This window comes from Streptomyces sp. NPDC091371 (assembly GCF_040684275.1).
Classification (GTDB): domain Bacteria; phylum Actinomycetota; class Actinomycetes; order Streptomycetales; family Streptomycetaceae; genus Streptomyces.
Window position 1 is genome coordinate 127,731 of sequence record NZ_JBFBFP010000008.1, and the last position, 26,776, is coordinate 154,506.

The window sequence follows — 26,776 nt, forward strand, 5'->3', positions numbered from 1 at the left end:
GGCCGGATGGTGACGGGCCGATCGACTTCCCGGGGGGTCCGCGCGGTCGGCAGGATGGTGTTCACGGAAAGGGCGCGGACACCAAGTCCCCAGCCGGGTCTCCAGGCCAACAGCCCGGACGGCAGCCCCCGATCACCTCACCGACACCACCACTTTGGGGTACAGCCATGCCGAGAACCGCTCGCCTGCTCACCGCCGCGTTCACCGCCTGCGTCCTGTCCGGCGTCGCGGCGCCCCTGACGTCGACGGCACACGCTGCGACGGGCCAGGCCGGCATCGGCTGGGACTGACCCCTGTGGTGCCCGTCCACCTCACCCTGGTGCGAACGGGAGGAGAAGAAGCGCCCACCGAGGACCACGCCCACGCCCTCGTCGACATTCTGTGGGCCCACGCCAGACCCGAATGCGGGTTGGAACACATCTGGGCCCGCGCGACCCCGGCCGGCATCGGGATCGTCCTCTTCATCCGCGCCGCCGGCGCCGACATCGCGCAGGCCAAGGCCGGATGTCTCATGACCGCCGCGCTCGCCTCCGACCCCTCCGGCGCCCGCGGATTCTCGGTCACGCTCCACCACTGATCGCAGCACCGCTCACCAACGGCGCGCCGCCACAAGTGCCGTCCCCCGTAGACCGCGTTGCGCGGCGGGGGCGACCCGGCACGGCTGCGGACAGCCGCGGAGCACACCACATTTCGCCGAGACACCTCGGCCGGCCGCTCATACGGCCTTCCTCAAGGAGATCGCCTTGCCCATCAAGTCCAACTCGGCCCGTGCCATCACCCTGCACACCCGTGCCCGAATAGCCGCCGCCGCGCTGGGCGTTGCCACCCTGCTGCCCCTGTCCGCCGTACAGGCCGACGCGGCATCCGTCTCGACCTGGGACAAGGTCGCACAGTGTGAGACCGGCGGCAACTGGAATCACGTACAGACCGGTTCGCCGTACTACGGCGGCTTGCGGATTTCCTTCGACATCTGGGGTATTTACGGCGGCGGGCAGTATGCGACCTTCCCCTACCAGGCGACCAAGCAGCAGCAGATCCTCATCGCCGAGAAGATCCTTGCCGGGCAGGGTGAACAGGCCTGGCGCATCTGCGGCCCCGCGGCCGGACTCGGTGCCGACCGCGCGGTTCCGTACCCGGTTCACAAGCGCTCCACGGCCGGCGTGTACCGGCCCAGCGACCAGACGTTCTCGGTGTCGGACGGCAGCGGGAACTATGCGGGGTCCGTGACGTTCGGCGCGCAGGGCGATGTCCCGCTGACGGGGGACTGGAACGGCGACCTCAGGGACACCTTCGGCGTGTACCGGCCGAGCGATCAGAGCTTCTACCTCTCCAACGTCAACGGGGTGGTCGCCGTGTCGCGCAAGCTCGGCAACCCGGGTGACGTCCCGGTCGTCGGGGACTGGGACGGCAACGGCACCGACACGATCGGCGTCTACCGGCCCAGCGACCAGACGTTCTACCTCACCAACGACAACGAGACGGTCGCCCACGTCCGGCGGATGGGTGTCGAGGGGGACACTCCGATGGTCGGTGACTGGAACGGCGACGGGAAGGACACGGTCGGCGTCTACCGTCCCTCGGACACCTTCTTCTATCTGAGCGACTCCAACTCCACCGCGAACGTCGATCGCGCCGTGAAGTTCGGCAACCCCGGTGATGTCCCGATCAAGGGCGACTGGAACGGCGACGGCACCGACAAGGTGGGCGTCTACCGGCCGGCCGAGTCCGATTTCTTCGGCGCCGCCAAGGACTCGAACACGGTGATCTACAACATCCGCTTCGGCATCCCGGGCGACAAGCCCATCCTCGGCCTCTGGTAGCCACCTCCTGACGCGGCCGCCTCGAGCGCGGCCGCGTGAACTCCGCCACAAGCGGGGGCCCGCCTTCCCGGAATCCCGGGGCGACGGGCCCCCGCTCGGTTTTGCACCTAGTTGCAAAACCGTGCCGCCCTCGCTAGAACAGGTGCATCACCCCCGCGCGAGGAGGCGCCTCCATGAGTTCCCAGAGCCGGTACCCGCACCTGCTGAGCCCCCTGGACCTCGGTTTCACCACCCTGCCGAACCGCGTGATCATGGGCTCCATGCACACCGGCCTCGAAGAGCACGCGGGCGGCTTCGAGCGGCTCGCCGCCTTCTACGCCGAGCGTGCCCGCGGCGGTGCCGGTCTCATCGTCACCGGCGGGATCGCGCCCAACGACGCGGGCCGGCCCTTCGAGGGCGGCTCCCGGCTCACCACCGAGGACGAGGCCGCCGAGCACCGGGTGATCACCGGCGCGGTGCACGCCGAGGGCGGCAAGATCGCGATGCAGATCCTCCACTTCGGCCGCTACGCGTACCACAAGGACCTGGTCGCCCCCAGCGCGCTCCAGGCCCCCATCAGCCCCTTCGTCCCGAACGAGCTCAGCGACATCGAGGTCGAGCGGACGGTGGAGGACTTCGTCCGGGCCGCCCGCCTCGCCAAGTCCGCCGGCTACGACGGCGTCGAGATCATGGGCTCCGAGGGCTACCTGATCAACGAGTTCATCGCGGCCGCCACCAACAAGCGCACCGACCGCTGGGGCGGCGCGTACGAGAACCGCGTCCGCTTCCCGCTGGAGATCGTCCGCCGCACCCGCCAGGCCGTCGGCGAGGACTTCATCCTCATCTACCGCCTCTCCATGCTCGACCTGATCCCCGGCGGATCCACCCTCGAAGAGGTCGTCCGCCTCGCCAAGGAGATCGAGGCGGCCGGCGCCACGATCATCAACACCGGCATCGGCTGGCACGAGGCCCGCATCCCCACCATCGCCACCTCCGTCCCGCGCGGCGCCTACACCTGGGTCACCAAGCGGCTGATGGGCGCGGTGTCCGTCCCCCTCGTCACCAGCAACCGCATCAACACCCCCGAGATCGCCGAGGAGCTGCTCGCGGACGGGCGCGCCGATCTGGTGTCGCTGGCCCGGCCCTTCCTCGCCGACGCCGACTTCGTCGCCAAGGCCGCCGCCGGCCGGTCCGAGACCATCAACACCTGCATCGGCTGCAACCAGGCCTGCCTCGACCACACCTTCAGCGGCAAGATCACCAGCTGCCTGGTCAACCCGCGCGCCTGCCACGAGACCGAACTGGTGCTGTCGCCCACGCGGACGAAGAAGCGCGTCGCCGTCGTCGGCGCCGGCCCGGCCGGTCTCGCCTGCGCCGTCTCCGCCGCCGGCCGCGGCCACGCCGTGACCCTCTTCGAGGCCTCCGGCCACATCGGCGGCCAGCTCGACATCGCCCGGCGCGTCCCGGGCAAGGAGGAGTTCGAGGAGACCATCCGCTACTTCGGCACCCAGCTCGCGGAGAGCGGGGTGGAGGTCCGCCTGAACACCCGCGCCGACGTGGAGACCCTCCAGGGCTACGACGAGGTCGTCGTCGCCACCGGAGTCACCCCCCGCACCCCCGACATCGAGGGCGTGGACCACCCCCACGTCGTCAGCTACCTCGACGTGCTCCGCGACGGCGCCCCCGTCGGCGAGCGCGTGGCCGTCGTCGGCGCCGGCGGCATCGGCTTCGACGTCGCCGAGTACCTCACCGACAGCGGCGAGGGCGCCTCGCAGGACCCCGAGGTGTACTTCCGCCACTGGGGCGTGGACACCGCCTACACCGGCCCCGGCGGGCTCACCAAGCCCGAGCGCCCCGCGCCGCCGCGCCAGGTGCACCTCCTCCAGCGCAAGACGACCAAGGTCGGCGCCGGCCTCGGCACCACCACGGGCTGGATCCACCGCGCGGAGATGAAGCACCGCGGTGTCGTCTCCGTCGCCGGGGCCGCGTACGACCGCATCGACGACGAGGGCCTGCACATCACCGTCGGCGACGAGCAGCACCTCGTACCCGCCGACACGGTGGTCCTGTGCACCGGGCAGGAGCCGCGCCGGGACCTGTACGAGGCGCTGCGCGCGGCCGGCGTCGAGGCGCACCTGATCGGCGGCGCCGACGTGGCGGCCGAGCTCGACGCCAAGCGGGCCATCCGCCAGGGCACGGAGCTGGCCGCCGCCCTCTGAGCCGGTTCGACGAGAGGGGATTGTGGTGGCCCGGCCGGGCCGCCACAATCTCCCGGTGACGTTCTCCCCCGCAGACGCAGACAAGGTCCTCGCCGACAACTTCGCCCCGTGGGTGCTCGCCCTCGGCCTCACCGTCCAGGAGACGGGCGACCGGCACGCCGTGCTGCGGCTGCCCTGGTCGGACGAACTGGCCCGGGACGGCGGCGGCCTCTCCGGGCAGGCCATGATGGCGGCCGCCGACACCGCCACCGTCATCGCCGTCTCCGCCGCGCGCGGGGCGTACGGGCCGATGACCACCGTCCAGCAGTCCACGAGCTTCCAGCGCCCCGTCGTCGGCACGGACGTGATCATCCACGTGCGGGTCACCAAGCTCGGCAAGCGGATGGCCTTCGCCGACATCACCCTGACCCCCGAGGGATCCGACGAGCCGGCCGCCACGGCCTCGACCGTCTACGCCCTGCTCGGATGAGTACGGGCCCCTCGCTCGGCCGGAACAAGAACTTCAACGTCTTCTGGCTCGGCCAGGGTCTGTCCGTCCTCGGCGGCTCCGTCACGTTCATCGCGCTGCCGATGATCGTCCTCGCCGCCACCGGGTCCATCGTCCAGCTGGGCCTGCTCACCGCCGTCGCGGGCGCCACCGCCATCGGCACGGGCCTGTTCGCCGGATACGTCGTGGACCGGGTGGACCGCCGCCGGCTCATGATCGTCTGTGATCTGGCGCGGGCGGTGCTGCTCGGCGCGGTACCGCTCGTGTGGCTGGCGGGGCCGCGGATCTGGTTGCTGTACGTGCTGACCGCGGTCGTCAGCGTCCTGAAGACCCTCTTCGACGTGGCGTACGTGACGGCGGTGCCCCAACTGGTGCGCCCCGAGCACCTCACCACAGCCAACGGGCGACTGATGAGCACCTTCGCCCTCGGCACCCTGCTCGGACCGGTCGTCGCCGGTTTCATCGCCACCTGGACCAGCCCGGACCGGGCCCTGGCCATCGACGGCGCCACCTTCCTCGTCTCCGCCGCCAGCCTCGCCTGGGTGACCTTCCAGCGGCCGCCCGACGAAGCGGGGAAACGGCCGGAGGCCGGCGCCGGGGTGCTCCGCGAGATGTTCCTGGTGGGCTTCCGCTTCCTGTGGAGCCACCCGCTGCTGCGCCCGCTCACCATCCAGCTCACCCTGCTGACCTTCGTCACCATGGGCGCCGCCGACCTGCTGATCTTCCACGTGATGGAGGACCTGCAGCGGGACGCCGTCACCCTCGGCTACGTCACCGCCGTGAGCGGGGCGGGGGCGGGCGTCGCGGCCCTCGCCGCCGGGCGGCTGCGCCGGATCTTCGGCATCGGCGTCTGCTGGCCGGCCTCGCTGGCCCTGATCGCCGTGTCGGTGGCGGGCATCGGCCTCAGCCGCAGCGTGCCGGTGATCGCGGGACTCGCGGCGCTGTTCATGTTCGGGCTCACCCTGGGCGGGGTCTGCACCATGACCCTGCGTCAGGAGGTCACCCCGGACCACCTCCTCGGCCGGGTCACCTCCGCCTTCTGGACGGTGCACAACGCCTCGGGCCCGATCGGCGCGGCCGTGCTCACCCTGCTCGCCAAGGGATACGGCGTCCCCGCGGTCAGCCTGGGCGCCGGAGCGCTGTGCCTGCTCATCCTCGGCGGCGCGCTGCTGACCCCGCTGCGCGGCGAGCGGGCCGCCGCGCAGCGGGGTCCGTACGGTCCGGGCCCGGTCAGAACCGGCCGGGTCCGGCGGGGAAGGGCAGCGGACCCGACGGAACCGGGGCCCCGGGGCTAGCGGCGGCGGCCGGCGGCTCCGGGTTGCGGCAGGTCACGTCCTTGCCGGGCAGCACGCCCGTGGCCAGGTACGCGTTCACGTGCGCGTTGGCGCAGGAGTTCGGGTCGGCCAGGTACACGCCGTGGCCCTCACCGCCCTCCACCAGCACCATCCGCGAGCCCTTCAGCGCGCGGTGCAGGCCCTGCCCGCTGGACAGCGGGGTCTGCGAGTCCCACTCGTTCTGGACGGTCAGCACGTCCGCCCGGGTCCGCATGGGCGTGGCTGCCTCGACCGGCCGCTGCCAGAAGGCGCACGGCTTGATGTTGGACGCGAAGTCCCCGTACAGCGGGTACTTCGCCTTGTCCTTCGCCGCGTCCCGCTCGTACTGCTCGGGGTAGCGGGGCCAGGTGCCCGTGTCCCCGCACACCACGGACCAGAAGACGGCGGTGCTGTTGTCCGGGGCCGGCTCGGCGCTCCGGCCGCCGGTGAGGAGCTTCTTCAGCTCCGGGCCGGCGGTGCCCGCGGGCAGCGGCTTGCCCTCGGCCGCCGCCTTCAGGGCCGCGATCAGCGGGGTGGCCTGCGCCGGGTAGAAGAACACCGCCCGGGCGGTGCGGATGTCATCGCCCGTGATCTTCATGCCCTCGAAGTCGACCGGCTCCCGGTCGGCGCGCGCCACCAGCCCCCAGAAGGTGTCCGACACGGCCTGCGGGCTGTCGCCGAGCCCGTACTCGGCCGACCGCTCGGCCGCCCACCGCGTCCAGCGGGCGAACGCGGGCTCGGCCTCCGTCGCCCACACCTGGATCATGCCGCGCCAGATCCGCTGCGGGTCCACCCCGCTGTCGAGCACGAAGCGGTCGGTCCGCTGCGGGAACATCTGCGAGTACACCGCGCCGAGGTAGGTCCCGTACGAGTAGCCCAGGTACGAGAGCTTGCGCTCGCCCAGTACCGCTCGGATCGCGTCCATGTCGCGGGCCGTGTTGCGGGTGGTGATGTGGGGCAGCACGTCGCCGGCCTTCTCGCGGCACTTCTCTGCGACGGTGCGCGCCCACTCCACGTCCGAGGCGAAGGTCTCCGGGCGGTAGGGCCGGTCGAACTTCTGCTCGGCGTCGGTCAGTCCGCAGGAGACGGGACTGCTGGCGCCGACCCCGCGCGGGTCGAAGCCGATCAGGTCGTACCGGTCCCGTACCTCCTGGGGCATCGCCTGGCTCACCTCCAGCGACATGCCCAGCCCGGAACCGCCCGGTCCGCCCGGGTTGATCAGCAGGATGCCGTGCCGTTTGGCCGGGTTCCCGCTCTTGACCCGCGATATCGCGAGGTCGATCTTCCGCCCTTCGGGACGGCGGTGGTCGAGCGGGACCTTGAGGGTCGCGCATTCGTACGAGGCCGGCTGCTCGGGACTGCAGCGGTGCCAGTCCGGCTTCTGCCGGGAGTAGTCCTCCGCCGGGGCGGCGGAGGCGCCGGTCGCGGCGAGCAGGGGCACGGTGGTGGCGAGGAGTGCGGCGGATGCGAGCAGCGGTGCGAGGCGTTTCATGCGCACGTGGCCGTTCCTTCCCTTCGGTGAGTCGGTGAGTCGGTGACTTCGGGGGTCGCCGAAGTCGTTTGCCCGACCACCCTGTTGCACCCGTGCGCCGGGCGAATCATCCCGAAGGGCGGGACCTTGTGCTCCTCACGAACGAGCTGAAATCCGGACAAGTGGCCGACGCGCCGTCGCCGTTGCCGAGCCGTCCGGGAGGCCCGGGAGCCTCGGTTCCGAACTGATGGATGACGGGGGTGAGTCGGAGGTGGACGATCGTTTCAGCTGTAGAATCGATCGTCGTTCTGATCTAAGGCTTCGCAGGCCAACCGCCAGGAGGATCCGTGACCGACGAGGGTGCCCCGCACCTGAAGAGCCTGGGGCTCCTCGAAGAGCTGATCGAGAAGGCCGACCTCGACCGGGCGGCGGTCCTCGACCCGGCGCCGCTCTCCCTGAGCACCGGCCTGCCCGTGAGCGTCGTCCGGTCGGGCCTGAGCCGGGGTCCGCTCCACGAGACCGACTTCCAGGAGCAGGTGGCGCAGCGGCTCGACTTCCTCCGGGAGACCCGCCGCCGCCCGGACGGCCTCCCGTACTCGCAGGCCGAAATCGCCGACGGTGCCGGCGTGACGCCCCAGTGGGTCGGCGAACTCCTCAAGGGCCGCAAGGTGCCGAGCCTGGAACTGGCCGCCCGCATCGAGGACTTCTTCAAGGTCCCGCGCGGCTTCCTGACTGCTACGCCCTCCCAGGCCCTCAACCGTGCGCTGGAGGAGAAGCTGGCGGGCGAGCAGGCCCGCCAGCTCGTGGATCTGCGGGAGCTCAAGGAGAGGTTCCAGCTCCGGTCGATCGCGTTCAGGGGCGCCCCCGAGACCCTGGCCAAGATGCGGGACCTGCTGGACTTCATCATGAACGACCAGCAGAAGTGACCACGAAGAAGGGGTGGGGATGACGAGGAGCCCGCGTCGACGGGAACGCCAGCCGGAGGTGGAGGCGGAGGCGGTCCGGCCGCGCGACGAGCCGGACGGGGGCGCGGCGTGACCAATCCCAACGGTGCGGTGTTCTACATCCCGGGGGCGCTGCTGCTGCTCGCGGGCTGCCTCAAGCTGCCGCCCCTGTGGCGCAATCCCAAGGACGAGCTGCTGCGGTCCGTGTGCGTGCTGCTCTTCGTGGCCGCCGGCGTGTTCGCCGTCGCCGCGGTTCCGTCCATCGTGGCCATCAACCGGCTCAGTGGAATCCCGAACGCGGCCGCGCCCGTCGTCTACACCGTCCTGACCGCGCTCTCCGGGTCCAACCTGGTGCTCATGATCCGCTGGAGCAGCGGGCCCGAGGACGCGGAACGGGCGGCCCGGTGGGCCCGCCGCTGCAATTGGGCCACCCTGGCCGTCATCGCCGCGATCAACGGGCTCTTCGCCCTGGGCGAGGCGCCGGTGGAGCGGCTGGTCGACCTCGACACGTACTACGCGAACACGCCGTACATCCGCGAGATGATCGTCCTCTACCTGCTGGCGCACACCGCGGCCGCCGTCACGATGACCTTCCTGTGCGCCCGCTGGGCCCGCGAGGTCCACGGCCCCCTGCGTGCCGGACTGATCCTCATCGTCGTCGGCTACCTCCTCAACCTGGCCTACGACGCACTGAAGTTCACCGCCCTCGGGGCCCGCTGGACCGGCCACGACCTGGACCGCCTCAGCTGGCCGATCGCCCCGCCGTTCGCCGCCGTCTCGGCCCTGCTGATCGGCATCGGCTTCGTCCTGCCCCTGCTGTCCCAGCGCCTCATGAACTACGCGGGCATGTGGCGCCGCTACCACCAGCTGCAACCCGCCTGGCGGGAACTGCGCGTGGCGACCCGTCGCAGCATCAACCTGGCCGGCGGCATCTCGACACCCATCGACGTGCGGGTGACCCAGATCGAATCCGACATCTACGACGGCATCCTCAGCGTCCACCCCTTCCTCAACCCGGAAGTACGGGAACTCTCCCTGCTCGAAGCACGCAAGACGGCCCCGACGGACGAGGAGGCGGCCGTCATCGCGGATGCCGCCGTGCTGGCCCACGCCATCGTCATGTGGACCCGGCACGCGGCCGACGGGAACGCATCCCCCGTGCAGCACGCCGGCGACGGACCGCTGCTCGCCTCCGCCACCAGCACCCTCGGCCTCGTCCGCCTGTCCCGGGCCCTGTCGAGGTCCGCCGTCGTCCGGGCCACCCGGGAAGCGGCCGTCCTGGAGAGCAGTACGAGGTGACCCGCCAGGGCAGGGCTTCAGGGGTGGTGGTTCCCGTGCGGGGTACCGGTGTCCAGGGAGCCGCCCAGGCGGTCGCGCAGGGACTCCAGCGCGGAAGTCTCCCCGGTGGTGACCACCCAGCGGTTCCCGACCAGGTAGCTGCCGCCGTAGATCCGGGCCTCGGCCAGCCAGGCCCGCAGGCCCTCGGCGGTGGCGAAGGTGGCCATCCGGTGGGAGGCACCCTGCCCCGTCTCGCAGCCGCCCTGGCGCAGCTCCTCGGCCTCCACGCTCACTTCCGCCGTGCATCCGATGGCCGTGGCGATCTCCTCGATCGAGACGGAGTGCGCCGCCGGGCCCTTTCCGGGGCCCGGCGACGCACAGCCGCCGCACATCAGCGCGACGCACGCCGCCACCGGGACCAGAAGGGCCGGGGCCGCCGCTATACGGATGGCTTCGCCTTCTTCCCCTGGTCCGTCACCGCGAACCAGAGTCCCTGTTTTCCCTGCCCGTTGATGTCACCGGGCTGTTTGTCGCCGGTGAACGTGTAGACCGGCCAGCAGTCGATGGTCAATTGCTCCGAACCGTCCGGACGCTTCACCGATCCGATCAATTCGGCGGCTATTCCGGATGCTTTCGCCCTGTCTACGGGCTGGGCCGGTTTCCAGGCGTCCAGGCAGGAATCCAGGCAGCCGAATTTCATCGGCCACGCGCTGTCCTTGTCGAAGCGGTACAGGGTGCGTCCCGCGGCGTCCGCGAGAATTCCGCCGAGTGTCGGGTTCTGCGCGACCGAGAGGCCGGCGCCCTTCTTCGGCCCGGCCGCGGCAGCCCCGGCGCCCGCCGGTTTCCCGTCGGCTCCCACCGCGTGCCAGGTCCCGCCGACGCCCTCCCCGAGCGCCTCGCCCGGCGCGGTGTCCTTGGCGTAGCGGTAGACGGGCCAGCCGGCGAGGGTCAGCTGCCTGCTGCCGTCGGCCCGCGCCACCGATCCGAGCAGGCCCGCCTCGATGCCCTCGCCCGCCGTGGCGTCGTCCGCCGCCACCGGGGGCCAGGCCTTGGCGCAGTCCCCATCGCAGTTGGACGCGGGGGGCTTGGCCGTGTCCTTGTCGAACCGGTAGAGGGTCAGGCCCTCCCCGTCGGTGACCGCGGCGCCCACGGCCGGGATGTCCCGCACCTTCAACCGCCCCGCCCCGGCCGCCGTGACGGTGCCCGGATCGCTCCCGTACCCGCCGCCGGCGGCATCGTAGACGGACCCGATCTTCCCGCTGTCGGCCACCGGTTTGACGCCGCCCGATTTCCCGGTGGATTCGTCACCGGAGCCGCATCCGGCAGTCAGCAGCAGGACCGCCACAGCCGAACCGGCGCATATCCCGCGTCGTATTCTCTTCACGATCGATCGCTCCTTCGGATTTCTCGAGGGCCTTCGACATTGATACGGGGAAAGGGGCGGCGGCAGTGGACATCACCCGGAATTTGTCCGATCGCGCCAAGAAACGGCTCAGCCCTGGATGCGCAGCGCGAGGGCGGGACAACGCCGCACCGCGCGCAGGGCCTTCGGGCGCAGCTGCTCCGGCACCGCCATGGACGCCTCCGCCGGATAGCCGTCCGCGTCGAGCCGTACGACATCGGGGAGGATGTCCGCGCACAGCCCGTGGCCCCGGCACAGCGTCCAGTCCACGACCAGCCGCTCCGGACTCTCGTCGCGGGGCAGCGGCAGCGCCCCCAGCACCCGCCGCCCGCAGCCGCTGCCGAGGGCGTGGTCGCGGAACTCGTCCGGGAAGGCGGCCAGCGCCGAGCCCACGAACCGCGAGGTCCCGTCGGGATGGCTGCACGCACCCCGGCCCAGGACCGCCCGCATCCGCGCCTCCACCGCTTCGAGGGCGGCCCGGCCCCCGCCCCGAACGGCCTCCTCCAGTACGTCGGCCAGCGCGGGCAGCCCCCGTACACAGGGCCCGCACTGGCCCGCCGACTCCCGCGCCATCCACCGGGTGACCCGGGCGACCTCCCCGGCCGGGCAGGTGTCCTCGGGCAGCGGCAGCACCGCCCCCGCCCCCATGACCGCGCCGAGGGCGGCGAGGGACTGCCGGGACAGCTGGGCGGAGCGCGCGGAGCCCGCGTCCAGCCATCTGCCGTGGTAGCCGCCGACCAGTACGCCCTGCCCGGGCCCGGTGCCGCACACCTGGAGGACGTACGACAGCGAGGTCCCGGACGGCGTCTCGACGACCGTGGCACCGGCGACCGTCAGCAGTACGGTGCCCGGCTCGGCCGACAGGCCGGCCGTACGGTACTCCCGCGCGCCGAGCCGTGCCGCGACGGCGAGTTGGGCGAAGGTCTCGGTGTTCGACAGCAGGGTGGGCGCACCGCCCAGGCCCCGCTCGCTGGTGCGCACCTTCTGCCCGGACGGCAGCGCGGCACCGCCGTTCAGGCCGGCCGCCAGGGCCGTCCCCTCGCCCGTCACGAAGCGCTCGGGGAGCCGCGCCACGCGGACCCGGCGCCCCGCCGGGCCGCGTTCCGCGACCGCTTCCCGTACCGACTGCTCCACGTCCGCCCTCGTGACGGCCACGGCCACCTCCTCGGCACCCAGCGCGGCGGCGGCCAGCAGGGCCCCGTCGAGCACCAGGTGCGGGGTGTGCAGCAGCAGCGCCGTGTCCTTGAGGCAACTCGGCTCGCCCTCACTGCCGTTGACGACCACGGCGGTGCCCCCGTCGCGGCCCCGGGCCGACCGGGCGACCGCGCGCAGTTTCCGGGCGAAGGGGAAGCCCGCTCCGCCCCGCCCCCGCAGGTCGATGTCGTCCGCGAGCGCGACCAGTTCGTCCGGGTGGTGGCGGGGCAGCGTGCCGTGCACCGCCAGATGGGCCTCGCGGTCCAGCCGGGCGGCCCGGTCGAGGCCGGCCAGCAGCCTGGGAGCGCCCACGCAGCCGAGGCCGGGGCGCGGCCCGCCGGTCACCTCCACCGCTCCCGGCCCGCGAGCTGCTCAACCCGGGGGGTGCCGACGACGGCCCCGCGCACGGAGATCCGGCGCACCGACGCCCGGCGCCCGGCGCTCTCCCGGCCCCCGGCGGGCGGCGCGATCGGCGGTGACGCCACCCCGCGCAGCACGGACCTGAGGCGGAGCACGAGCACGGCCGCCACCCCGGCCAGGCACAGCGCGTAGGCCGCCGTCACCCACGCGCCGGCCGGGCGGCCCGCCTTGAGGCCGTGCACCAGGGAGGCGCCCCACGCGGGGTAGGCGCCGATGTGCAGCGCGCGCCACCACAGCGAGCGGCTCCGGGTGGCGAACGCGCTGCGCACCCCGCCGGACACCGCGACGGCCACGAAGAGGTACCCGGCCAGCGTGCCGAGCCCGATCAGGAACGGCCGGTCCCCGTCGGCGAACGGAACCGCCGCCGGGACCGCGCCCGTTCGCCCCTCCGCCACCTTGACCCAGACGTGGAGGGCCAGGAAGCCCAGCCCCGCCACGGCCAGCCCGCGGTGCACGCCCTGGGCGAGCAGCCGGTGGCCCGGCCCGAGCAGGGCCCGGTCGGTGGCCACCAGCCCCCACAGGACGGTGGCGGTGAGCGAGACGAGCGAGAGGACTCCCGCCCCGAAGTCGAGGAACTCCCACAGGTGCGTCAGCACGCCCGCGCGGGCCGCCACGACGGCGGAGAACAGGGCGGCGGCCGCCGCGCCGAGCGCGCCGGGGTGACGGCGGCGGGCCCGGTGCGAGCGGCGGGGGAGCGAGCGGCGTGGGTGCGGGCGGGGCGGGTGCGGGCGGGAGGGGTGCGGCTGGGGCAGAGGCATCCGGTTCTCCTGTGAACTCCGAGCCGACAGACGGGTCTTGGGGTCGGAGTGCAGAAGCATCGTGGACCTGTGCAGCACCTCCACAGGATTTATCGAAACGTGATAATTTCTCGCACCGCGTCTCCGGCGCATCGAACAAGACCGGAAGACTCCCCTTCGTCAAGACCTCACCGGCACGAACGAGGTAACGATGTGCGAACTTCTGAACCGCATCTGGTCCCGCCCGCGCGGCGAGTGGACCCGTGTCCTGCGCCGGGAGCTCCCCGCGCTGGCGGCCGAGGTAGTGGAGGAGCTTCTGCATGGAAATCCGGAACTTTCCGCACTTGTCGATGACAACGATGCCATCGACGGCGAACTGCTCAGACAGAAGGTGGAGGAGGCACTCCTTACCGCACTCGGCTACCGCGACCCGGCCGACGCCGACGCGGAAGCCGACACGGACGCCGATCCCGACGCGGAAGCCGGCCCCGATCCCGAGCCCGTACTCGCACCCGAACCCGTACCCGTACCCGACGGCAGCGCGGACGCCGAGACCGCGGAACCGCGGCTAGCCGACCAGGCCCGGCAGGACCTCTTCGCCGCCCTCACCGACGACCGGGCCGCATCCGCGAGCTCCCTCGCCGAACTCGCCCAGGCGGCCGGATGGCCCCTCCCCATGGCCGTACGCGCCGTCGCGCTCGCCGTCCCCGGCGAAACCCGTCCGCCGGCCGGCCTCTTCGACGACGCCCTCGCCGGCGTGTTCGCCGGCCGCCCCTGCCTGCTGGTCCCGACCGCCGACCCGGACGCCCGGACCCCCCTGGAACTCGCACTGCGCGGCCGCTGCGCCGCCGTCGGCCACGCCGTCCCCCTCCGCGACGCCGCGTCCTCGCTGCGCTGGGCGCTGCGCCTGCTCTCCCTGACCCCCGCCCGCGGCGGCCCGGACGCCCGGACCGTCTTCGTGGACGACCACCTCTCCACCCTGCTGCTGCTCCAGGACGAGCCCCTGGCCCACGCGCTGGCCGCGCGCTGGCTGCGCCCGCTGGCGGACCTGACCCCCCGCCAGAGCGAGCGGCTGGAGGTGACCCTGCTCGCCTGGCTGGAAGGCGGCGGAGCCCCCGAGGCGGCGAAGGCCCTGAGCGTCCACCCCCAGACGGTGCGGTACCGCATGCGCCAGCTGGAGAAGCTCTTCGGGACCGGGCTACGGGACCCCCGCACCCGGTTCGAACTGGAGATGGCCCTGCGCAGCCGTCGGCTGATGGCCCAAGTGCGGCGCCAGCACGTGCGGGTGGGCCGCAGGACGCCGCGCGTGGTCACGGCGGACTTCACCCCCGTGGTCGTCGGCCGGATGGCCCGCGTCAACGGGCTGTAGCCCACGCAACGGGAAGGGGAGAACGCGGTGTCGGCCCGGAGCCTGACGGCTCCGGGCCAACACCTTTCCCGGGCGGGCGCGGCGGATGGGGGAGGGGGCGCCCGGCCCGGGAGCTCAGCGGCAGCTGCGGCCGGAATTGACGCAGTCCACGGCCCGGGCCATCAAGCCCGGCGCCATCACGTTGATGAAGTCACCGTGGTCGGTCACCGGCTTGTGCAGCTGCTCGGGGAAGCTGTCCACCGCGAACCGGGCCCCCGGCGCGACGCCGTAGGTGATCCGCTGCACCAGCTGCGGCACCGCGGTGAAACCCTTCGGGCAGCGGCCGGAGCGGTCCGCGAAGGCCATGTGCGTACGGTGGTTGGCGCTGTCGGTGTTCCGCCCGTCCCAGCAGCTCTGGAAGGTGAAGGTGCGGACCACGTCGCTGCCCTTGGGGCAGATGGGGTACTTGTCCTTCAGCTGCCGGTCCTCGAAGCCGGTGCAGCTCCACGAGGCGTTGGCATTGGCGGTGCCGTTGGTGAAGGCCTTCGCGTCGCCCGTGATGACGCGCAGGAAGCGGGGCATGGCCGTGACCCGGCCGACGGGACTGCCCTGGAAGGTGAGGGTGACCTGCTTCGGCCGCAGGATGGTGCCCACGTTGCCGTCCTGGCCGCCGCCCGGAGCCTTGGCGTCCCGCTCGGCCTTTCCGTCGCGCAGCCGCAGCACCGGCCAGTAGTAGCTGGACTGGTCGCCGTTGCCGCAGGTGGTGCCGGCGGCGGCGAGGCTGTTGTTGGTGGAGAAGGCGTCCGTGGACAGGTTGCCCACGTAGTCGTGCATGTGGTGGGCGCCGTTGGAGACGCCGGGTGCCACGATCACGTTGTCGGGGTTGAAGTGGCCGTTCTCGTTGCGGCCGCACCGCGAGGCGAAGGAGCCCTTGGAGGCGTCCGCCGAGGGCGCGGGGGTCCGTACGTTCGGCCGGACCTTGGTGATGGACACGAAGTCGCCGCGCGCCGGGCCGCCCTTGCGCACGGAAGCGGGCTCCTGGGCCGATGCGTCCTCCGCGGGCGCCTCCTTCATCCGGCAGCCGCTCAGGGCCGTGAGCTCCTCGGGCCGCCCGGCGGACCGGCCTATCGCGTCGGCCAGCCGGTTGATGGTCGTGCCGCGCTGCTCGCGGAGCTCGCCGAGGAGGGTTTCGCCCCGCGCCTCGCCGGCGGCGAGCCGCCGGTAGGCGTCGGCCACCTGGACGTCCAGCTGGGCGAGGCCCTCGTCGACCTCGGCCTTCGCCTGCTCGGGGACGGACGTCAGCCGCTCCCCGATGTCGGGGCAGTCGATGGTGGCCGTCAACTGCCGTGGCCCGTCGCCGTCCTGGCCCGCCGAGGCGTTGTCGGCGACGACGGCGACCCCGCCGGCGCCCAGCACCAGCGCGGAGACCACGACGAGCAGCGTGCCCGGCAGCCGGCGGCGTTCATGACCCTGTCGACTCATGTGATGGCTTCTTCCTCGATGGGATCGGAGGAGCGGGGGAGGAGAGGACCGGGGAGGGGAGGGCCGGCGTGGCGGGCGGAGCCGAGTCCGAGAGGGCGTCGAAGTCGACGAGCCCGCTCTCCTCCAGCACCGAGATGTGGTCCAGGACCGTGGCGTTGGCCGAGGTGGCGAGGGAGCGGACCATCGAGTTGCGGGTCTGCGCCCGCACCCCGGCCAGCAGCGTGAACACCTTCCCGTGTGCCCGGCGCAGCAGCTGGATGAACAGCCGCTCGTACGCGTCTCCCTGAGCCTGCGTCAATTGCCCCAGCCACTCCTGCTGTTGCCGGGTCGGCTGGTTGGGCAGGTCGACGCCGAGCGCCTGGCCGACCCGGATGACCTGTTGGTCCAGCTCCGTGTGGCCGTCGACGAGGTGCTCCCCGGCCGTGCGCACCGCGGGTCGCGTCCCGCGCTGCTGGGCCTGCCGCCCGGCGGGCAGCTCCCACAGCCCGGCCAGCCGGACCTTGCGGACGAAGTCCCGGTCCGTCGCGGTCAGGGGCCCGTACGCCGTGCTCATGGTGCCGGCGCCGTCGTCCTCGCCCGCCGGGCCGGCGGCCGCGGCCCCGGCCTGGGCCCGGCTGCCGAATCCCTCCACGGGAACCAGCAGCGCGATCAGGGTGACGGCCAGGGCGGTGATGACGATGCCGTTCGCGATCGTGTGCCGCGTGGCCACCGACAGGCTGTTGATGGATCGCCACCGCAGTGACAGCACAGTGCCTCCTCGCTCCGTGGGTGTCACGGGACGCTAGGCCACTGCCGGTGCCTGTGCGCGAGGACCATCACCCTTGGACAAACAATCGGGCGGGCCCGGACAAGGGTGTTATCGTGCCGCGTTCGCCGGTCACGGGACCAGGTGCCGGGTGAACCAGTCCCGGGCCAGTTCCGCCACCTCGTCGAGCGCCCCCGGCTCCTCGAAGAGGTGCGTGGCGCCCGGGATCACGTCGAGCCGGTTCTCGCAGCGCAGCTCCGCCTGCGCCTGCCGGTTGAGCTCCAGCACCGTCGTGTCGCGGCCTCCGACGATGAGCAGCGTCGGCGCCCGTACGTCGCCCAGCCGCGGCCCGGCGAGATCCGGGCGGCCGCCGCGGGAGACCACGGCGTCGATCTCCGCGTCGGGGTCGGCGGCGGCCAGCAGCGCCGCCGCGGCGCCCGTGCTCGCGCCGAAGTAGCCGATCGCGGCGGGCGCGTGCCCGTTCCGCAGCCAGCGCGTCGCGTCCGCGAGCCGGCCGGCCAGGGGCTCGACGGCGAACACGTTCGACCGGTCGGCCTCCTCGGACGGCGTGAGCAGGTCGAACAGCAGGGTGCCCAGGCCCGCCCGGTTCAGCGCGGCCGCCACGGCGCGGTTGCGGGGGCTGCGCCGGCTGCTGCCGGAGCCGTGCGCGAACATGACGACCGGGCCGGCGCCCCCGGCGCCCTCCTCCGGCAGGGCGAGGTCCCCGGCCAGCCTCAGCGCGCCCCCGTCCACGACGACCTCCACCCCGGCCTCGACCCCGCCGCGGCGCGGGGCGGGCGGCGAGGGGGAGGCGCCCGTCCCGGCCTCGGCCAGCAGCGCGACGACCTCCTCGTCCGGGGTCTGGGAGAAGTCCTGGTACCACTCGCCGACGGCCCGGAAGGCGCGCGGCGTGGACAGGCACACCACCTCGTCCGCCTCGGTGCGCAGCCACGCGACCGCGTCGGGCGGGGCCACCGGTGCGGCGAGCACCACCCGGGACGCGCCCTGCGCGCGGACCACCTCGCACGCGGCGGCGGCCGTGGCACCGGTCGCGATCCCGTCGTCCACCACGATCACCGTGCGCCCGACGAGCGGGACCCGCGGCCGGCCCTCGCGCAGACGGTGCGCCTGCCGGCCGAGCGCCTCCTGCGCGGCCCGCTCGACCGCGGCGACGTCCTCGCGGGCGACCCGCGCCTGCCGGACGATGTCCTCGCTGATGATCCGTACTCCGCCCTCCCCGATGGCCCCGAACCCCAGCTCCTGGTGGTAGGGGACCCCGAGCTTGCGCACCACGATCACATCGAGCGGGGCGCCGAGCTCCCGCGCCACCTGATAGGCCACCGGTACTCCGCCCCGGGGCAGCCCGAGGACGACGGGATCCTCCGTCGCCACATGCCGTAGCGCCGCGGCAAGACGCCGGCCGGCGTCGGCCCTATCGGTGAAGAACACCTTCGTTCACCCCCGTCCAGGGGAGACACAATCCACGCAACTCCCTCTGCGGCGGATGTGCAAGTGGGTGACCGCGACACGCGGTCCCAGGATGTGGGCCGCCGCGGTGGCAGGCCCATGGCTTTCGTACGATGATCCCGTGATCTCCCGCGTGCAGTCCTCGAGCCGCCGCCCGGCAGGGCGCGGCTTCGTGCTGCTCGTACTCGCGGTGCTGGCCGGAGTGCTGGCCATGCACGGCCTGGGCCCCGGGCCCGCCTCCGCGCGCACCCCGGCGGCCGTCGGCGGCCACGCCATGGCGATGGGCCACCAGGAACCGGCCGGGAGCGCGGTCCACGCGGCCGAGGGCTGCTCGCACACCGCGGGCGGATCGGACCACACGCACCACGCGGACGCCACCTGCGCGGCGACCGGTATCGGCACGCCGTACGCGCCGCCCGCGCCGGCCGCCGCCCTCGACGGCGTGCCCGGGGCCGAAGCGCCCCACGCCGTCGCCCCGGCGTCGGCGCAGAGCGGGCGGGCACCGCCCGACCTGGCCGAACTGCAACTCCTGCGGATCTAGGACGACCCGCACGGCACACCCCCAGGGGTTGTGCCGCGCTCCGTCGCATCCTCAATTCCGTACAAGGAGTCGCACCACCATGAACACGCACCGTTCGCTCATCCGCCGTACCGCCGCCGTCGTGGCCGTGGCCGCCGCCTCGTTCGTCCTCGCCGCCTGCGGGTCCGGCGAGGACGGCGCCGCCGGGCACGGCGGCCACGGCAGCCAGACGCCGACGGCTTCCGCCCCCGCCGCCCAGGGGCAGCACAACTCCACCGACGTGGCCTTCGCCAAGGGGATGATCCCCCACCACCGGCAGGCCGTGGAGATGGCGGACCTCGCCCCCTCCCGCGCCGAGTCGGCCGAGGTCAAGCAGCTCGCCGAGCAGATCAAGAAGGCCCAGGACCCCGAGATCAAGACCCTCTCCGGGTGGCTCACCTCCTGGGGCGAGCAGGTGCCCGCAGAGGGCCCGGCGGAGCACTCCGCGCACGGCGCGGACGGGGGCGGGATGATGACGGCCGAGGAGATGGCCAACCTCAAGAAGGCCTCCGGCAAGGCCTTCGACACCGCCTTCATGCAGCTGATGATCAAGCACCACGAAGGCGCCGTGTCGATGGCCCGCGCCGAGCAGTCGGGCGGGGCGTTCCCGGACGCCAAGACGATGGCCGACGCGATCATCACCTCGCAGACCGCCGAGATCAACAAGATGAAGGGCCTGCTGGGCTGACCGGCCCGTGAGTGAAGGGGGCCACCGGACCGCGGTCCGGTGGCCCCCTGCTCATGCCGCGCCGCGGGCGGCGCGCACGGTGGGGGAGCGGCGCATCAAGGCCGCGTACAGGGCCGCGGACACGACCATGCCGGCGGGCAGGGACAGGTCCACACCGCCCAGCGCGGCGGCGACCGGGCCCGAGTAGAGGGTGTCCACGCACAGGGCCGCGGCGGTCACGCCCGCACCGAGCGCGAGGGCGCCGGCCGGATTGACGCCGGCGGTGTACCAGAAGGGGCCGCGCGGGGTCTCGTCCATGAGCGCCGGGCCGTCGTAGCGGCCCCGGCGCAGCACGACGTCGGTGGCGTACACCGCCATGGCCGGGCCGATCAGGACGACGATCAGCTGCAGGACGTTGCTCACGGTGTCGAGGAGGTTGGAGACGAGCAGCCCGTACAGGGTGAGCGCGACGGCGGCGACCCCGTCGAAGATCACGCTCACGGAGCGGCGGATGCGGACGCCGACGGCCTGGAGGGCGAGGCCGGCGCTGTAGGCGGTCAGGGCGTTCACGGAGATCGTGCCGAGGACGAGCGCGAGCAGGAAGACCGGGTAGAACCAGCCGGGCAGCAGCGCCCGCAGCGCGGTCTGCGGGTCGCTCATGTCCACCGCGGTCGCGGCGAAGGCGCCGAGCGAGCAGACGATGACGCTGGGCAGGAAGGCGCCGAGGGCCGTCCAGCCCAGGACCGCCTTCGACCAGGAGGTGCGGGGCAGGTAGCGGGAGAAGTCCGCGCTGATGGTGTAGGACAGCGGGCCCGAGGCGATGAGGGCGACGCCGGCGGCGAGGGTCGCCCACAGGCCGATGCCGGTCAGCGGCTCGGCGGGCGCGTACGAGAAGTCCGCGTGCCCGAGGACGCCGAAGGCCACGACGGCGAAGGCGGCGGTGAGCGCCAGGGTGATGGGGAGGTAGAGCCGCACGATCAGGGCGTGTCCGTAGACGCTGATCGCCAGCGTGAGCACGGCGATGACCAGGATGACGGCGATCTTGACGCCGGTGCCGGTGGCGAGGCCGGCCATCTCGACGAGCGAGAAGGCGGCGGTCGCGGCGGCCGCGAGTCGAGAAGGCCCGGGCAGGCGACGGGCGAGCGGTCCGGCACCGGGTCGAGCACATCGAGACCGTGCCCGACGACACCCTGCGCCGCTTCGCGGAACTCGGCGTCGTCGCCTCCATGCAGCCCACCCACTGCTGCGACTTCACCCGCGCCGACCACAGTGACAACTGGTCCCGCCGCCTCGGCGAGGAGCGCGCCTCCCGCGCCTGGCGCTGCCGCGACCTGTGGGACTCGGGCGCCACCGTGGTCCTGGGCTCCGACTGGCCCATCGCCCCCCACCCGCCGCTCGGCGTCATGGCGGGCGCCCGCCACCGCCGCCCGAGCCGCGACCTGACGCAGCCCCCGCACGGCCCCGAACAGGCCCTCACCGCCCTGGAGGCCCTCCAGGGCATGACGGTCAACGCCGCCTACGCGGCGGGCGAGGAGCACGAGGCCGGCCGTATCGCGCTCGGCCACCGCGCCGACCTCACGGTGCTGGCCGACGACCCCCTCACGACCGCCGCCACCGACCTGCCCGACCTGCCCGTCCTGCTCACGGTGCTGGCGGGCCGGCCGACCCACCGCGACGCCGGCCTGTAAGAGGTCAGGCCGTGGGCCCGGCGGCCTCCGCCCGGCCCACGGCCACCCGCAGCGTCACGGTGGCCGCGCCGCCCGCCACCAGCCCGAACAGCAGGGCCGCCGGGATGCCGCCGCCGAGGCCGGAGAACAACTGCAGCACTCCGTACGGCATGCCCGACCCGTTCACCCCCACCTGAAGCAACTGGCCGGCCAGCAGCCCGAGCACGGTCGCGGCCACCGCGCCCACCGCCATCGCCGGCACGGTGGCCCGGGTGAGCAGCACGGGCAGCCGCCGCAGCGCCGCCCACACCACGACGAGCAGCAGCACGTCGGGGGTCCGGTAGAGGAGCCAGCTCCCGGCCGAGCTGCCCGCCGGGAGGTCCCAGGCGCCGAGCAGCAGCCACTGGCGCAGCAGCTCACCCGGTTCCGCGAACAGCCCGCCGTCCGGGGAGATCATCTGGATCTCGGCGGCGACCGGCTGGTACGAGAGGACCACCAGGGAGACCGCGATCACCGCGGTACCGACGGTGGCGGCCAGCCGGGCGGCGCGCGCGGGGACCACGTTCTGCGGCACCGGACCGGCACCCCTGGCGGTGACGCGCGCCGCGAGCACGGTCACCACCGCCGCGACCAGCGCGGCCACCACCAGTACCTGCCGCCCGGAGGCGATCACGCTCGACAGCTGGGGCAGCAGCCGGTAGCTGCCGTGCCCCATGGAGGCGATCAGCCACGGCGCCGAAACGGTCATCGCCAGCATCCCGGCCACCAGCCCCCACGCCCACACCGCGAGCAGCGCGGCCGGCGTCCGGCCGTCCACGGGCGGCAGCCGGCGGAGCAGCAGCAGCGCCCCCGGCACGAAGAAGGCGAAGACCGCGGCGAACCGGATCTGTGCCCCGGTCGAGTACAGCGCGAGGTAGCGGCCGCTGCCGGGCCCGGCCTCGACCCAGTTCCCGTCGGACACCCCGGCGCCGATCCGCAGCGCCGCCGCGGGCTCGTACGACCAGGGGAGCAGCCAGCGGTCGAGCTCGATGGAGGCCTCCCGGCCGAACACGCCGGAGCTGCCCGGCAGGTGCAGGGCCTCGGCGCTCGCCCCGGCCCACCAGAGGAGTGCGGTGATCAGCAGTCCTCCGGCCAGTGCCGGTATCCCCGCGCGTCGGTATGTCATGAACTGCCCCCGCCTTGCTCGCCCGTCCGTTGAAACCCCAGGTCAGGGAGCTTATCCCCAGGCGATCCGGGCGGGGCGGTGCCGCCCCCGACACCCCCAAGTCCGTTGGGCGAGGCGTCTGTTGATCCGCCGGGTGCGTTCGGCCGGCGGCGCATATGCTCCGCCCGTAGGCCCGCGTGTCGGGGGGCCTCGCGAACCGTAGGGGGAAACGCGCCGTGAGTGTCCGCATTCAAGCCACCGCCCAGGTCGACGAGACGGCCGAGCTCGGTGAGGGGACCGCCATCTGGGATCTCGCGCAGATACGGGAGGAGGCCCGGCTCGGGCGCGGCTGCATCGTGGGGCGCGGGGCCTACGTCGGGCCGGGCGTGCGCATCGGCGACCACGTGAAGCTGCAGAACTACGCGCTCGTGTACGAGCCCGCCGTGCTCGGCGACGGCGTGTTCATCGGCCCGGCCGCCGTGCTCACCAACGACTTCTACCCGCGCGCGGTCGACCCGGACGGCAAGCTGAAGCGCGACGGCGACTGGGAGGCCGCGGGTGTCGTCGTCGCCGAGGGGGCCTCGCTCGGGGCCCGCTCCGTCTGCGTGGCCGGCGTACGGATCGGGCGCTGGGCGCTCGTCGCGGCGGGCGCGGTGGTGTCCCGGGACGTACCCGACTTCGCCCTCGTGGCCGGGGTGCCGGCCCGGCGCACCGGCTGGGTGGGGAAGGCCGGAGTCCGCCTCGTGGAGCGCGCGGGCGAGCCGGGCGTATGGGAGTGCCCGAGCACCGGCGCGCTGTACGAGGAGAAGGACGGCACGCTCGCCGAGCGCAGCTGACGGAATGTCGGCAATTTAGGGCAACGGCATTTCCTCAAAACCACAATCAACGAACATCCGTGGGCATACCGTGTCCCTGCACAACGGGATCTGAGCAGGCAACAGGCCGTGCTCAGTGGGGGGTTGTACACGACGAGGGTACCGGGGCAGTGTCATGTCCGGGCGCGGCGACACCGCTCCCGACGACACTGCCGATCACGTGTGCCCCAGTCCGCGGCATCGCTGGGGGGTTCCAGACGCGGCCGTGGGACGGTTCGTGCCGTCGGCGGGACGACGCCGAGGGCGCGGGCGACGTGCGCGCAATCCCCCTCCGCCGAACGATCAGAGGGGATCAGTGTGTTGGAGCGCTACGGCTCGGACATGCGGGGTGCGCGCAGCACCCGGGGAGTCGGGGTGGGGGCCCGATGACCACCAAACGATTAGGAGCACTGGCCCAAGAGGACCCGTCGCTGCACGCCCTCGCCGAGCGGCTGCTCGCACTGGCCGAATCGGGGCTGCCCGCGATGTACCTGCCCGGGGAGCGGACCTTCGTGTTCACCCGGGTCGGCAAGGCGGCCCCCGACGGTACCCGCGGCCTGGAGCAGCGCGGGACCAGCACCCGGTACGCGGCCATCACCGCGCTCGGAGCCCGGTTCCTGCCCGAGGAGCGCCAGCGCGCCCTGTTCGGCGGGCGCACCGCCGAGGAGTTCACGGGACTGCTCGTGCAGCGGCTGCCCGAGGTGGTCAACCTCGGCGACGCGGCGCTCATCGCCTGGGCGGCCGCCGAGACCGGCCACGCCAAGCTGTCCGACGCCCTCGACCGGGTCGCCGCCCTGGACCTGCCGGGACGGCCGCAGTACACGGTCGAGGCGGCCTGGGTGCTCTCCGCCCTCGCCGCCGCCCGCGGCACGGTGGACGTGGAGGGCCGGATCCCGGCCGCCCGCGCCCGCCTGCTGGCGGCCAGGACCGGGGACAGCCCGCTGTTCCCGCACGCCACCGGGCCGGGACTGGTGCCCGGCTACCGCTCCCACGTGGCCTGCTTCGCGGACCAGACGTATCCGCTCCAGGCCCTGGCCAGGCTGCACGCGAGCGACGGGGACCCGGAGGCCCTCGCGGCCGCCGACGCCTGCGCCGCCCGCATCTGCGCCCTGCAGGGCGACGGCGGACAGTGGTGGTGGCACTACGACGCCCGGCACGGCACCGTCGTGGAGGGCTACCCCGTCTACAGCGTCCACCAGCACGCGATGGCCCCGACCGCCCTCTTCGACCTGGCCGAGGCGGGCGGCACCGACTTCGGCGCGGAGATCCGCCGCGGGCTGCGCTGGATGACGGAGGTCCCGGAGATCGCCGGGCCCACCGGCACCCCGCGCGAGCCGATGATCCGCGAGGAGCTCGGCGTCACCTGGCGCAAGGTCTACCGCGGCGACCCGAAGAAGGCCGTCCGCGCGGCCCGCGGACTCACCACCCGGGTGGCGCCCCGGGCGCGGCTCGCACCGCTCGACGGGATCTTCCGGCCCCTCTCCGTGGACCGCGAGTGCCGCCCGTACGAGTTCGGCTGGATGCTGTTCGCCTGGCTCGGGGGGCCGCACAGATGACGCGACAATTCCTCTTCGGAGTCGGACTCGACCCCCTGACCATGGACGAGACCGTACAGCGCTGCCTGGACGCGGTCGGGCGCGGCGAGCAGATCGAGATCGGCATGGTCAACGCCGCGAAGCTGGTCAACATGCGGCGCGACCCCCGCCTCGCCGAGGCCGTGGCCGGCTGCGACCTCGTCCTCGCGGACGGGCAGGCCGTGGTCTGGGCCGGCCGCGTCCTCGGCGTCCGGCTGCCCGAACGGGTCGCGGGCATCGACCTGTTCATGCGGCTGCTCGCGGCGGCCGAGGTCGCGGACATCCCCGTCTACCTGCTCGGCGCCCGGCAGGACGTCCTGGAGCAGATGCTCCGGCGGATCTCCGAGCGGTTCCCGAAGCTGCGGGTGGCCGGCAGCCGCAACGGCTACTTCGACGACTCCGCACAGGGGCCGATCGCCGACGCCGTCGCACAGAGCGGGGCCCGGCTGCTGTTCCTCGGCATGACCTCGCCCAAGAAGGAGATCTTCACCGCCGGCTACGGCAAGCGCACCGGCGCCCACGTCGTGCACGGCGTCGGCGGCTCCTTCGACATCCTCGCCGGGATCACCAAGCGGGCCCCCCTGCGCTGGCAGCGGATGGGACTCGAATGGTTCTACCGCGCCCTCCAGGAGCCGCGCCGGCTCGGGAAGCGCTACCTCACCACCAATGCCGCCTTCCTCGCCATGACGGCCCGGGAACTCGTCCGCCGCACACCGCCTGCCGGTCTTGCGAACAGGAGTCACTGATGCGCGTCGTCGTCGTGGGACAGGGATACGTCGGACTCCCGCTCGCCATCCGGGCCGCCGAGGTCGGCCACCAGGTGATCGGCTACGACGTGGACTCCCGCCGGGTCAAGAGCCTCGCCGCCGGAGAGTCCTTCGTGGAGGACGTCTCCTCGGAGCGGATCGCCCGGGCCCTGGAGCGCGGCTCCTACCGGCCCAGCGAACTCGCCCGGGACTGCGGGGGGTTCGACGTCGCCGTCGTCACCGTCCCCACCCCCTTGCGCGAAGGCACACCGGACCTGCGCTACATCGAGGAGTCGGCCCGCACCCTCGCCCGCTACCTGCGCCCCGGCGCCACCGTCGTCCTGGAGTCCACCACCTACCCGGGCACCACCGAGGAGCTGTTCGCGCCGATCCTGGAGGACGGCTCCGGCCTCACCGCCGGCGCCGACTTCCACCTGGGCTACAGCCCCGAACGCATCGACCCGGGGAACGCCGTCTGGGGCTTCCAGCAGACCCCCAAGGTGGTCTCCGGCGTCGACGCCGCCTCCCTCAAGGCCGTCGAGTCCTTCTACGGGGACCTCGTCGACACCACCGTGCCCGTGAGCTCCCCCAAGGAGGCCGAGCTCGCCAAACTGCTGGAGAACACCTTCCGGCACGTGAACATCGCCCTGGTCAACGAGATAGCGATGTTCGCCCGGCACCTCGACATCGACGTGTGGCAGGCCATCGAAGCCGCCTCCAGCAAGCCCTTCGGCTTCATGAAGTTCACCCCCGGCCCCGGCGTCGGCGGACACTGCCTGCCCATCGACCCCTCCTACCTCTCCTGGCGCGTCCAGCGGGAACTCGGCCAGAACTTCCGCTTCGTCGAACTCGCCAACGACATCAACAGCCACATGCCCGAGTACGTGGCGCGCCGCGTCATCGACGCGCTCAACTCCAAACGCCGCTCCGTCAACGGCTCCCGGGTCCTGCTGCTCGGGCTCGCCTACAAGAAGAACACCGGCGACGCCCGGGAGTCGCCCGCGGTGCGGATCTCCCAACTGCTCATCGACATGGGCGCCAAGGTCCGGGCCGCCGACCCGCACGTGGTGGAGAGCATCGAGGTCGACGCCCGGCTCGTCCGCGTCGAACCGACCCGCAAGGAGATCGCGGCCGCCGACGTGGTCGTCCTGATCACCGACCACGACTCCTTCGACTACGCGGCCGTGGCCGAGCACGCCTCGTACGTACTGGACTGCCGCAACCGGCTGTCCGGACCGAACGTGGAGGTGCTCTGAGCC

Annotated in this window: 24 protein-coding genes and 2 pseudogenes; 16 read left to right on the plus strand and 10 right to left on the minus strand. The window is 73.0% G+C overall.

Annotation, left to right across the window (positions count from 1 at the left end):
- Positions 1-167: 167 nt before the first annotated feature.
- The 6 genes from AB0O21_RS12275 (at position 168) to AB0O21_RS12300 (ending at position 5,800) form a co-directional block, all read left to right on the plus strand.
- Positions 168-290 carry a hypothetical protein gene (locus AB0O21_RS12275; RefSeq protein ID WP_365169763.1) on the plus strand — a complete coding sequence of 41 codons (123 nt, stop codon included), beginning with the start codon at positions 168-170 and terminating at the stop codon, positions 288-290.
- Positions 291-319: 29 nt separating this feature from the next.
- Positions 320-577 carry a hypothetical protein gene (locus AB0O21_RS12280; protein WP_365169765.1) on the plus strand — a complete coding sequence of 86 codons (258 nt, stop codon included), beginning with the start codon at positions 320-322 and terminating at the stop codon, positions 575-577.
- Positions 578-743: 166 nt separating this feature from the next.
- Positions 744-1,820 (plus strand): transglycosylase family protein, encoded by a 1,077-nt coding sequence (locus AB0O21_RS12285; protein WP_365169768.1) that lies wholly within the window; start codon positions 744-746, stop codon positions 1,818-1,820.
- A 173-nt stretch (positions 1,821-1,993) separates the two neighbouring features.
- Positions 1,994-4,018: an NADPH-dependent 2,4-dienoyl-CoA reductase gene (locus tag AB0O21_RS12290; RefSeq protein ID WP_365169771.1), complete on the plus strand. Its 2,025-nt coding sequence runs from the start codon at positions 1,994-1,996 to the stop codon at positions 4,016-4,018.
- Between the two features lie 55 nt (positions 4,019-4,073).
- Positions 4,074-4,487: a PaaI family thioesterase gene (locus AB0O21_RS12295; protein ID WP_365169774.1), complete on the plus strand. Its 414-nt coding sequence runs from the start codon at positions 4,074-4,076 to the stop codon at positions 4,485-4,487.
- The gene (locus tag AB0O21_RS12300) at positions 4,484-5,800 is read left to right on the plus strand and encodes an MFS transporter (protein ID WP_365169777.1); all 1,317 of its coding nucleotides are present in this window, start codon (positions 4,484-4,486) and stop codon (positions 5,798-5,800) included. Before AB0O21_RS12295 ends, AB0O21_RS12300 begins: the two co-directional genes overlap by 4 nt.
- On the opposite strand, the gene AB0O21_RS12305 is transcribed toward AB0O21_RS12300, so the two are convergent.
- Positions 5,736-7,310 (minus strand): alpha/beta hydrolase, encoded by a 1,575-nt coding sequence (locus AB0O21_RS12305; protein ID WP_365170046.1) that lies wholly within the window; start codon positions 7,308-7,310, stop codon positions 5,736-5,738. The two genes, AB0O21_RS12300 and AB0O21_RS12305, sit on opposite strands and share 65 nt — an antisense overlap.
- A gap of 326 nt (positions 7,311-7,636) precedes the next feature.
- On the opposite strand from AB0O21_RS12305, the gene AB0O21_RS12310 reads away from it, so the two are divergent.
- Positions 7,637-8,215 carry a helix-turn-helix transcriptional regulator gene (locus AB0O21_RS12310; protein ID WP_365169780.1) on the plus strand — a complete coding sequence of 193 codons (579 nt, stop codon included), beginning with the start codon at positions 7,637-7,639 and terminating at the stop codon, positions 8,213-8,215.
- A 108-nt stretch (positions 8,216-8,323) separates the two neighbouring features.
- Positions 8,324-9,532: an MAB_1171c family putative transporter gene (locus AB0O21_RS12315; protein ID WP_365169783.1), complete on the plus strand. Its 1,209-nt coding sequence runs from the start codon at positions 8,324-8,326 to the stop codon at positions 9,530-9,532.
- Positions 9,533-9,549: 17 nt separating this feature from the next.
- Here the strand turns inward: AB0O21_RS12315 and AB0O21_RS12320 are convergent, their stop codons facing one another.
- From AB0O21_RS12320 to AB0O21_RS12335, 4 genes are all read right to left on the minus strand, one after another.
- Positions 9,550-9,924, minus strand: coding sequence for a hypothetical protein (locus AB0O21_RS12320; protein ID WP_365169786.1), 375 nt, complete (start codon positions 9,922-9,924; stop codon positions 9,550-9,552).
- A gap of 26 nt (positions 9,925-9,950) precedes the next feature.
- A complete protein-coding gene (locus AB0O21_RS12325; RefSeq protein ID WP_365169789.1) occupies positions 9,951-10,895 on the minus strand; it encodes an SCO0930 family lipoprotein in 945 nt (314 codons plus the stop codon).
- A gap of 108 nt (positions 10,896-11,003) precedes the next feature.
- Positions 11,004-12,452, minus strand: coding sequence for an NADH-ubiquinone oxidoreductase-F iron-sulfur binding region domain-containing protein (locus tag AB0O21_RS12330; RefSeq protein WP_365169792.1), 1,449 nt, complete (start codon positions 12,450-12,452; stop codon positions 11,004-11,006).
- Entirely contained in the window at positions 12,449-13,285 is an 837-nt protein-coding gene (locus AB0O21_RS12335) for a hypothetical protein (RefSeq protein ID WP_365169795.1), read from the minus strand. The genes AB0O21_RS12330 and AB0O21_RS12335 overlap by 4 nt, the downstream gene beginning before the upstream one ends.
- A 190-nt stretch (positions 13,286-13,475) precedes the next feature.
- Here AB0O21_RS12335 and AB0O21_RS12340 point away from each other — a divergent pair, with 190 nt between their 5' ends.
- Entirely contained in the window at positions 13,476-14,633 is a 1,158-nt protein-coding gene (locus AB0O21_RS12340) for a helix-turn-helix domain-containing protein (protein WP_365169798.1), read from the plus strand.
- Between the two features lie 114 nt (positions 14,634-14,747).
- On the opposite strand, the gene AB0O21_RS12345 is transcribed toward AB0O21_RS12340, so the two are convergent.
- The 3 genes from AB0O21_RS12345 to AB0O21_RS12355 all read right to left on the minus strand — a co-directional run bounded on the left by AB0O21_RS12345 (position 14,748) and on the right by AB0O21_RS12355 (position 18,288).
- A complete protein-coding gene (locus AB0O21_RS12345) occupies positions 14,748-16,094 on the minus strand; it encodes a DUF1996 domain-containing protein (protein WP_365169801.1) in 1,347 nt (448 codons plus the stop codon).
- Positions 16,075-16,842 (minus strand): DUF4142 domain-containing protein, encoded by a 768-nt coding sequence (locus AB0O21_RS12350; RefSeq protein ID WP_365169803.1) that lies wholly within the window; start codon positions 16,840-16,842, stop codon positions 16,075-16,077. The genes AB0O21_RS12345 and AB0O21_RS12350 overlap by 20 nt, the downstream gene beginning before the upstream one ends.
- A 129-nt stretch (positions 16,843-16,971) precedes the next feature.
- Entirely contained in the window at positions 16,972-18,288 is a 1,317-nt protein-coding gene (locus AB0O21_RS12355) for a phosphoribosyltransferase family protein (RefSeq protein WP_365169805.1), read from the minus strand.
- A 142-nt stretch (positions 18,289-18,430) separates the two neighbouring features.
- On the opposite strand from AB0O21_RS12355, the gene AB0O21_RS12360 reads away from it, so the two are divergent.
- Both AB0O21_RS12360 and AB0O21_RS12365 read left to right on the plus strand, forming a co-directional pair.
- Positions 18,431-18,847, plus strand: a complete 417-nt coding sequence (locus tag AB0O21_RS12360; RefSeq protein WP_365170049.1) for a DUF6153 family protein — start codon at positions 18,431-18,433, stop codon at positions 18,845-18,847.
- Positions 18,848-18,926: 79 nt separating this feature from the next.
- Positions 18,927-19,553 (plus strand): DUF305 domain-containing protein, encoded by a 627-nt coding sequence (locus tag AB0O21_RS12365; protein ID WP_365169807.1) that lies wholly within the window; start codon positions 18,927-18,929, stop codon positions 19,551-19,553.
- Between the two features lie 51 nt (positions 19,554-19,604).
- Here the strand turns inward: AB0O21_RS12365 and AB0O21_RS12370 are convergent.
- Positions 19,605-20,645: pseudogene (locus AB0O21_RS12370) on the minus strand (cytosine permease); the annotation flags it as partial.
- Positions 20,646-20,677: 32 nt separating this feature from the next.
- Here AB0O21_RS12370 and AB0O21_RS12375 point away from each other — a divergent pair.
- Positions 20,678-21,220, plus strand: a pseudogene (locus tag AB0O21_RS12375) (amidohydrolase family protein); the annotation flags it as partial.
- 4 nt (positions 21,221-21,224) lie between these two features.
- Here the strand turns inward: AB0O21_RS12375 and AB0O21_RS12380 are convergent.
- The gene (locus AB0O21_RS12380) at positions 21,225-22,364 is read right to left on the minus strand and encodes a hypothetical protein (RefSeq protein ID WP_365169810.1); all 1,140 of its coding nucleotides are present in this window, start codon (positions 22,362-22,364) and stop codon (positions 21,225-21,227) included.
- Between the two features lie 215 nt (positions 22,365-22,579).
- On the opposite strand from AB0O21_RS12380, the gene AB0O21_RS12385 reads away from it, so the two are divergent.
- The 4 genes from AB0O21_RS12385 to AB0O21_RS12400 all read left to right on the plus strand — a co-directional run bounded on the left by AB0O21_RS12385 (position 22,580) and on the right by AB0O21_RS12400 (position 26,773).
- Positions 22,580-23,179 (plus strand): acyltransferase, encoded by a 600-nt coding sequence (locus tag AB0O21_RS12385; RefSeq protein ID WP_365169813.1) that lies wholly within the window; start codon positions 22,580-22,582, stop codon positions 23,177-23,179.
- A 404-nt stretch (positions 23,180-23,583) separates the two neighbouring features.
- Positions 23,584-24,753, plus strand: coding sequence for a hypothetical protein (locus AB0O21_RS12390; protein WP_365169816.1), 1,170 nt, complete (start codon positions 23,584-23,586; stop codon positions 24,751-24,753).
- The gene (locus tag AB0O21_RS12395) at positions 24,750-25,517 is read left to right on the plus strand and encodes a WecB/TagA/CpsF family glycosyltransferase (protein ID WP_365169819.1); all 768 of its coding nucleotides are present in this window, start codon (positions 24,750-24,752) and stop codon (positions 25,515-25,517) included. The genes AB0O21_RS12390 and AB0O21_RS12395 overlap by 4 nt, the downstream gene beginning before the upstream one ends.
- The gene (locus AB0O21_RS12400) at positions 25,517-26,773 is read left to right on the plus strand and encodes a nucleotide sugar dehydrogenase (protein WP_365169822.1); all 1,257 of its coding nucleotides are present in this window, start codon (positions 25,517-25,519) and stop codon (positions 26,771-26,773) included. Before AB0O21_RS12395 ends, AB0O21_RS12400 begins: the two co-directional genes overlap by 1 nt.
- Positions 26,774-26,776: the final 3 nt, after the last annotated feature.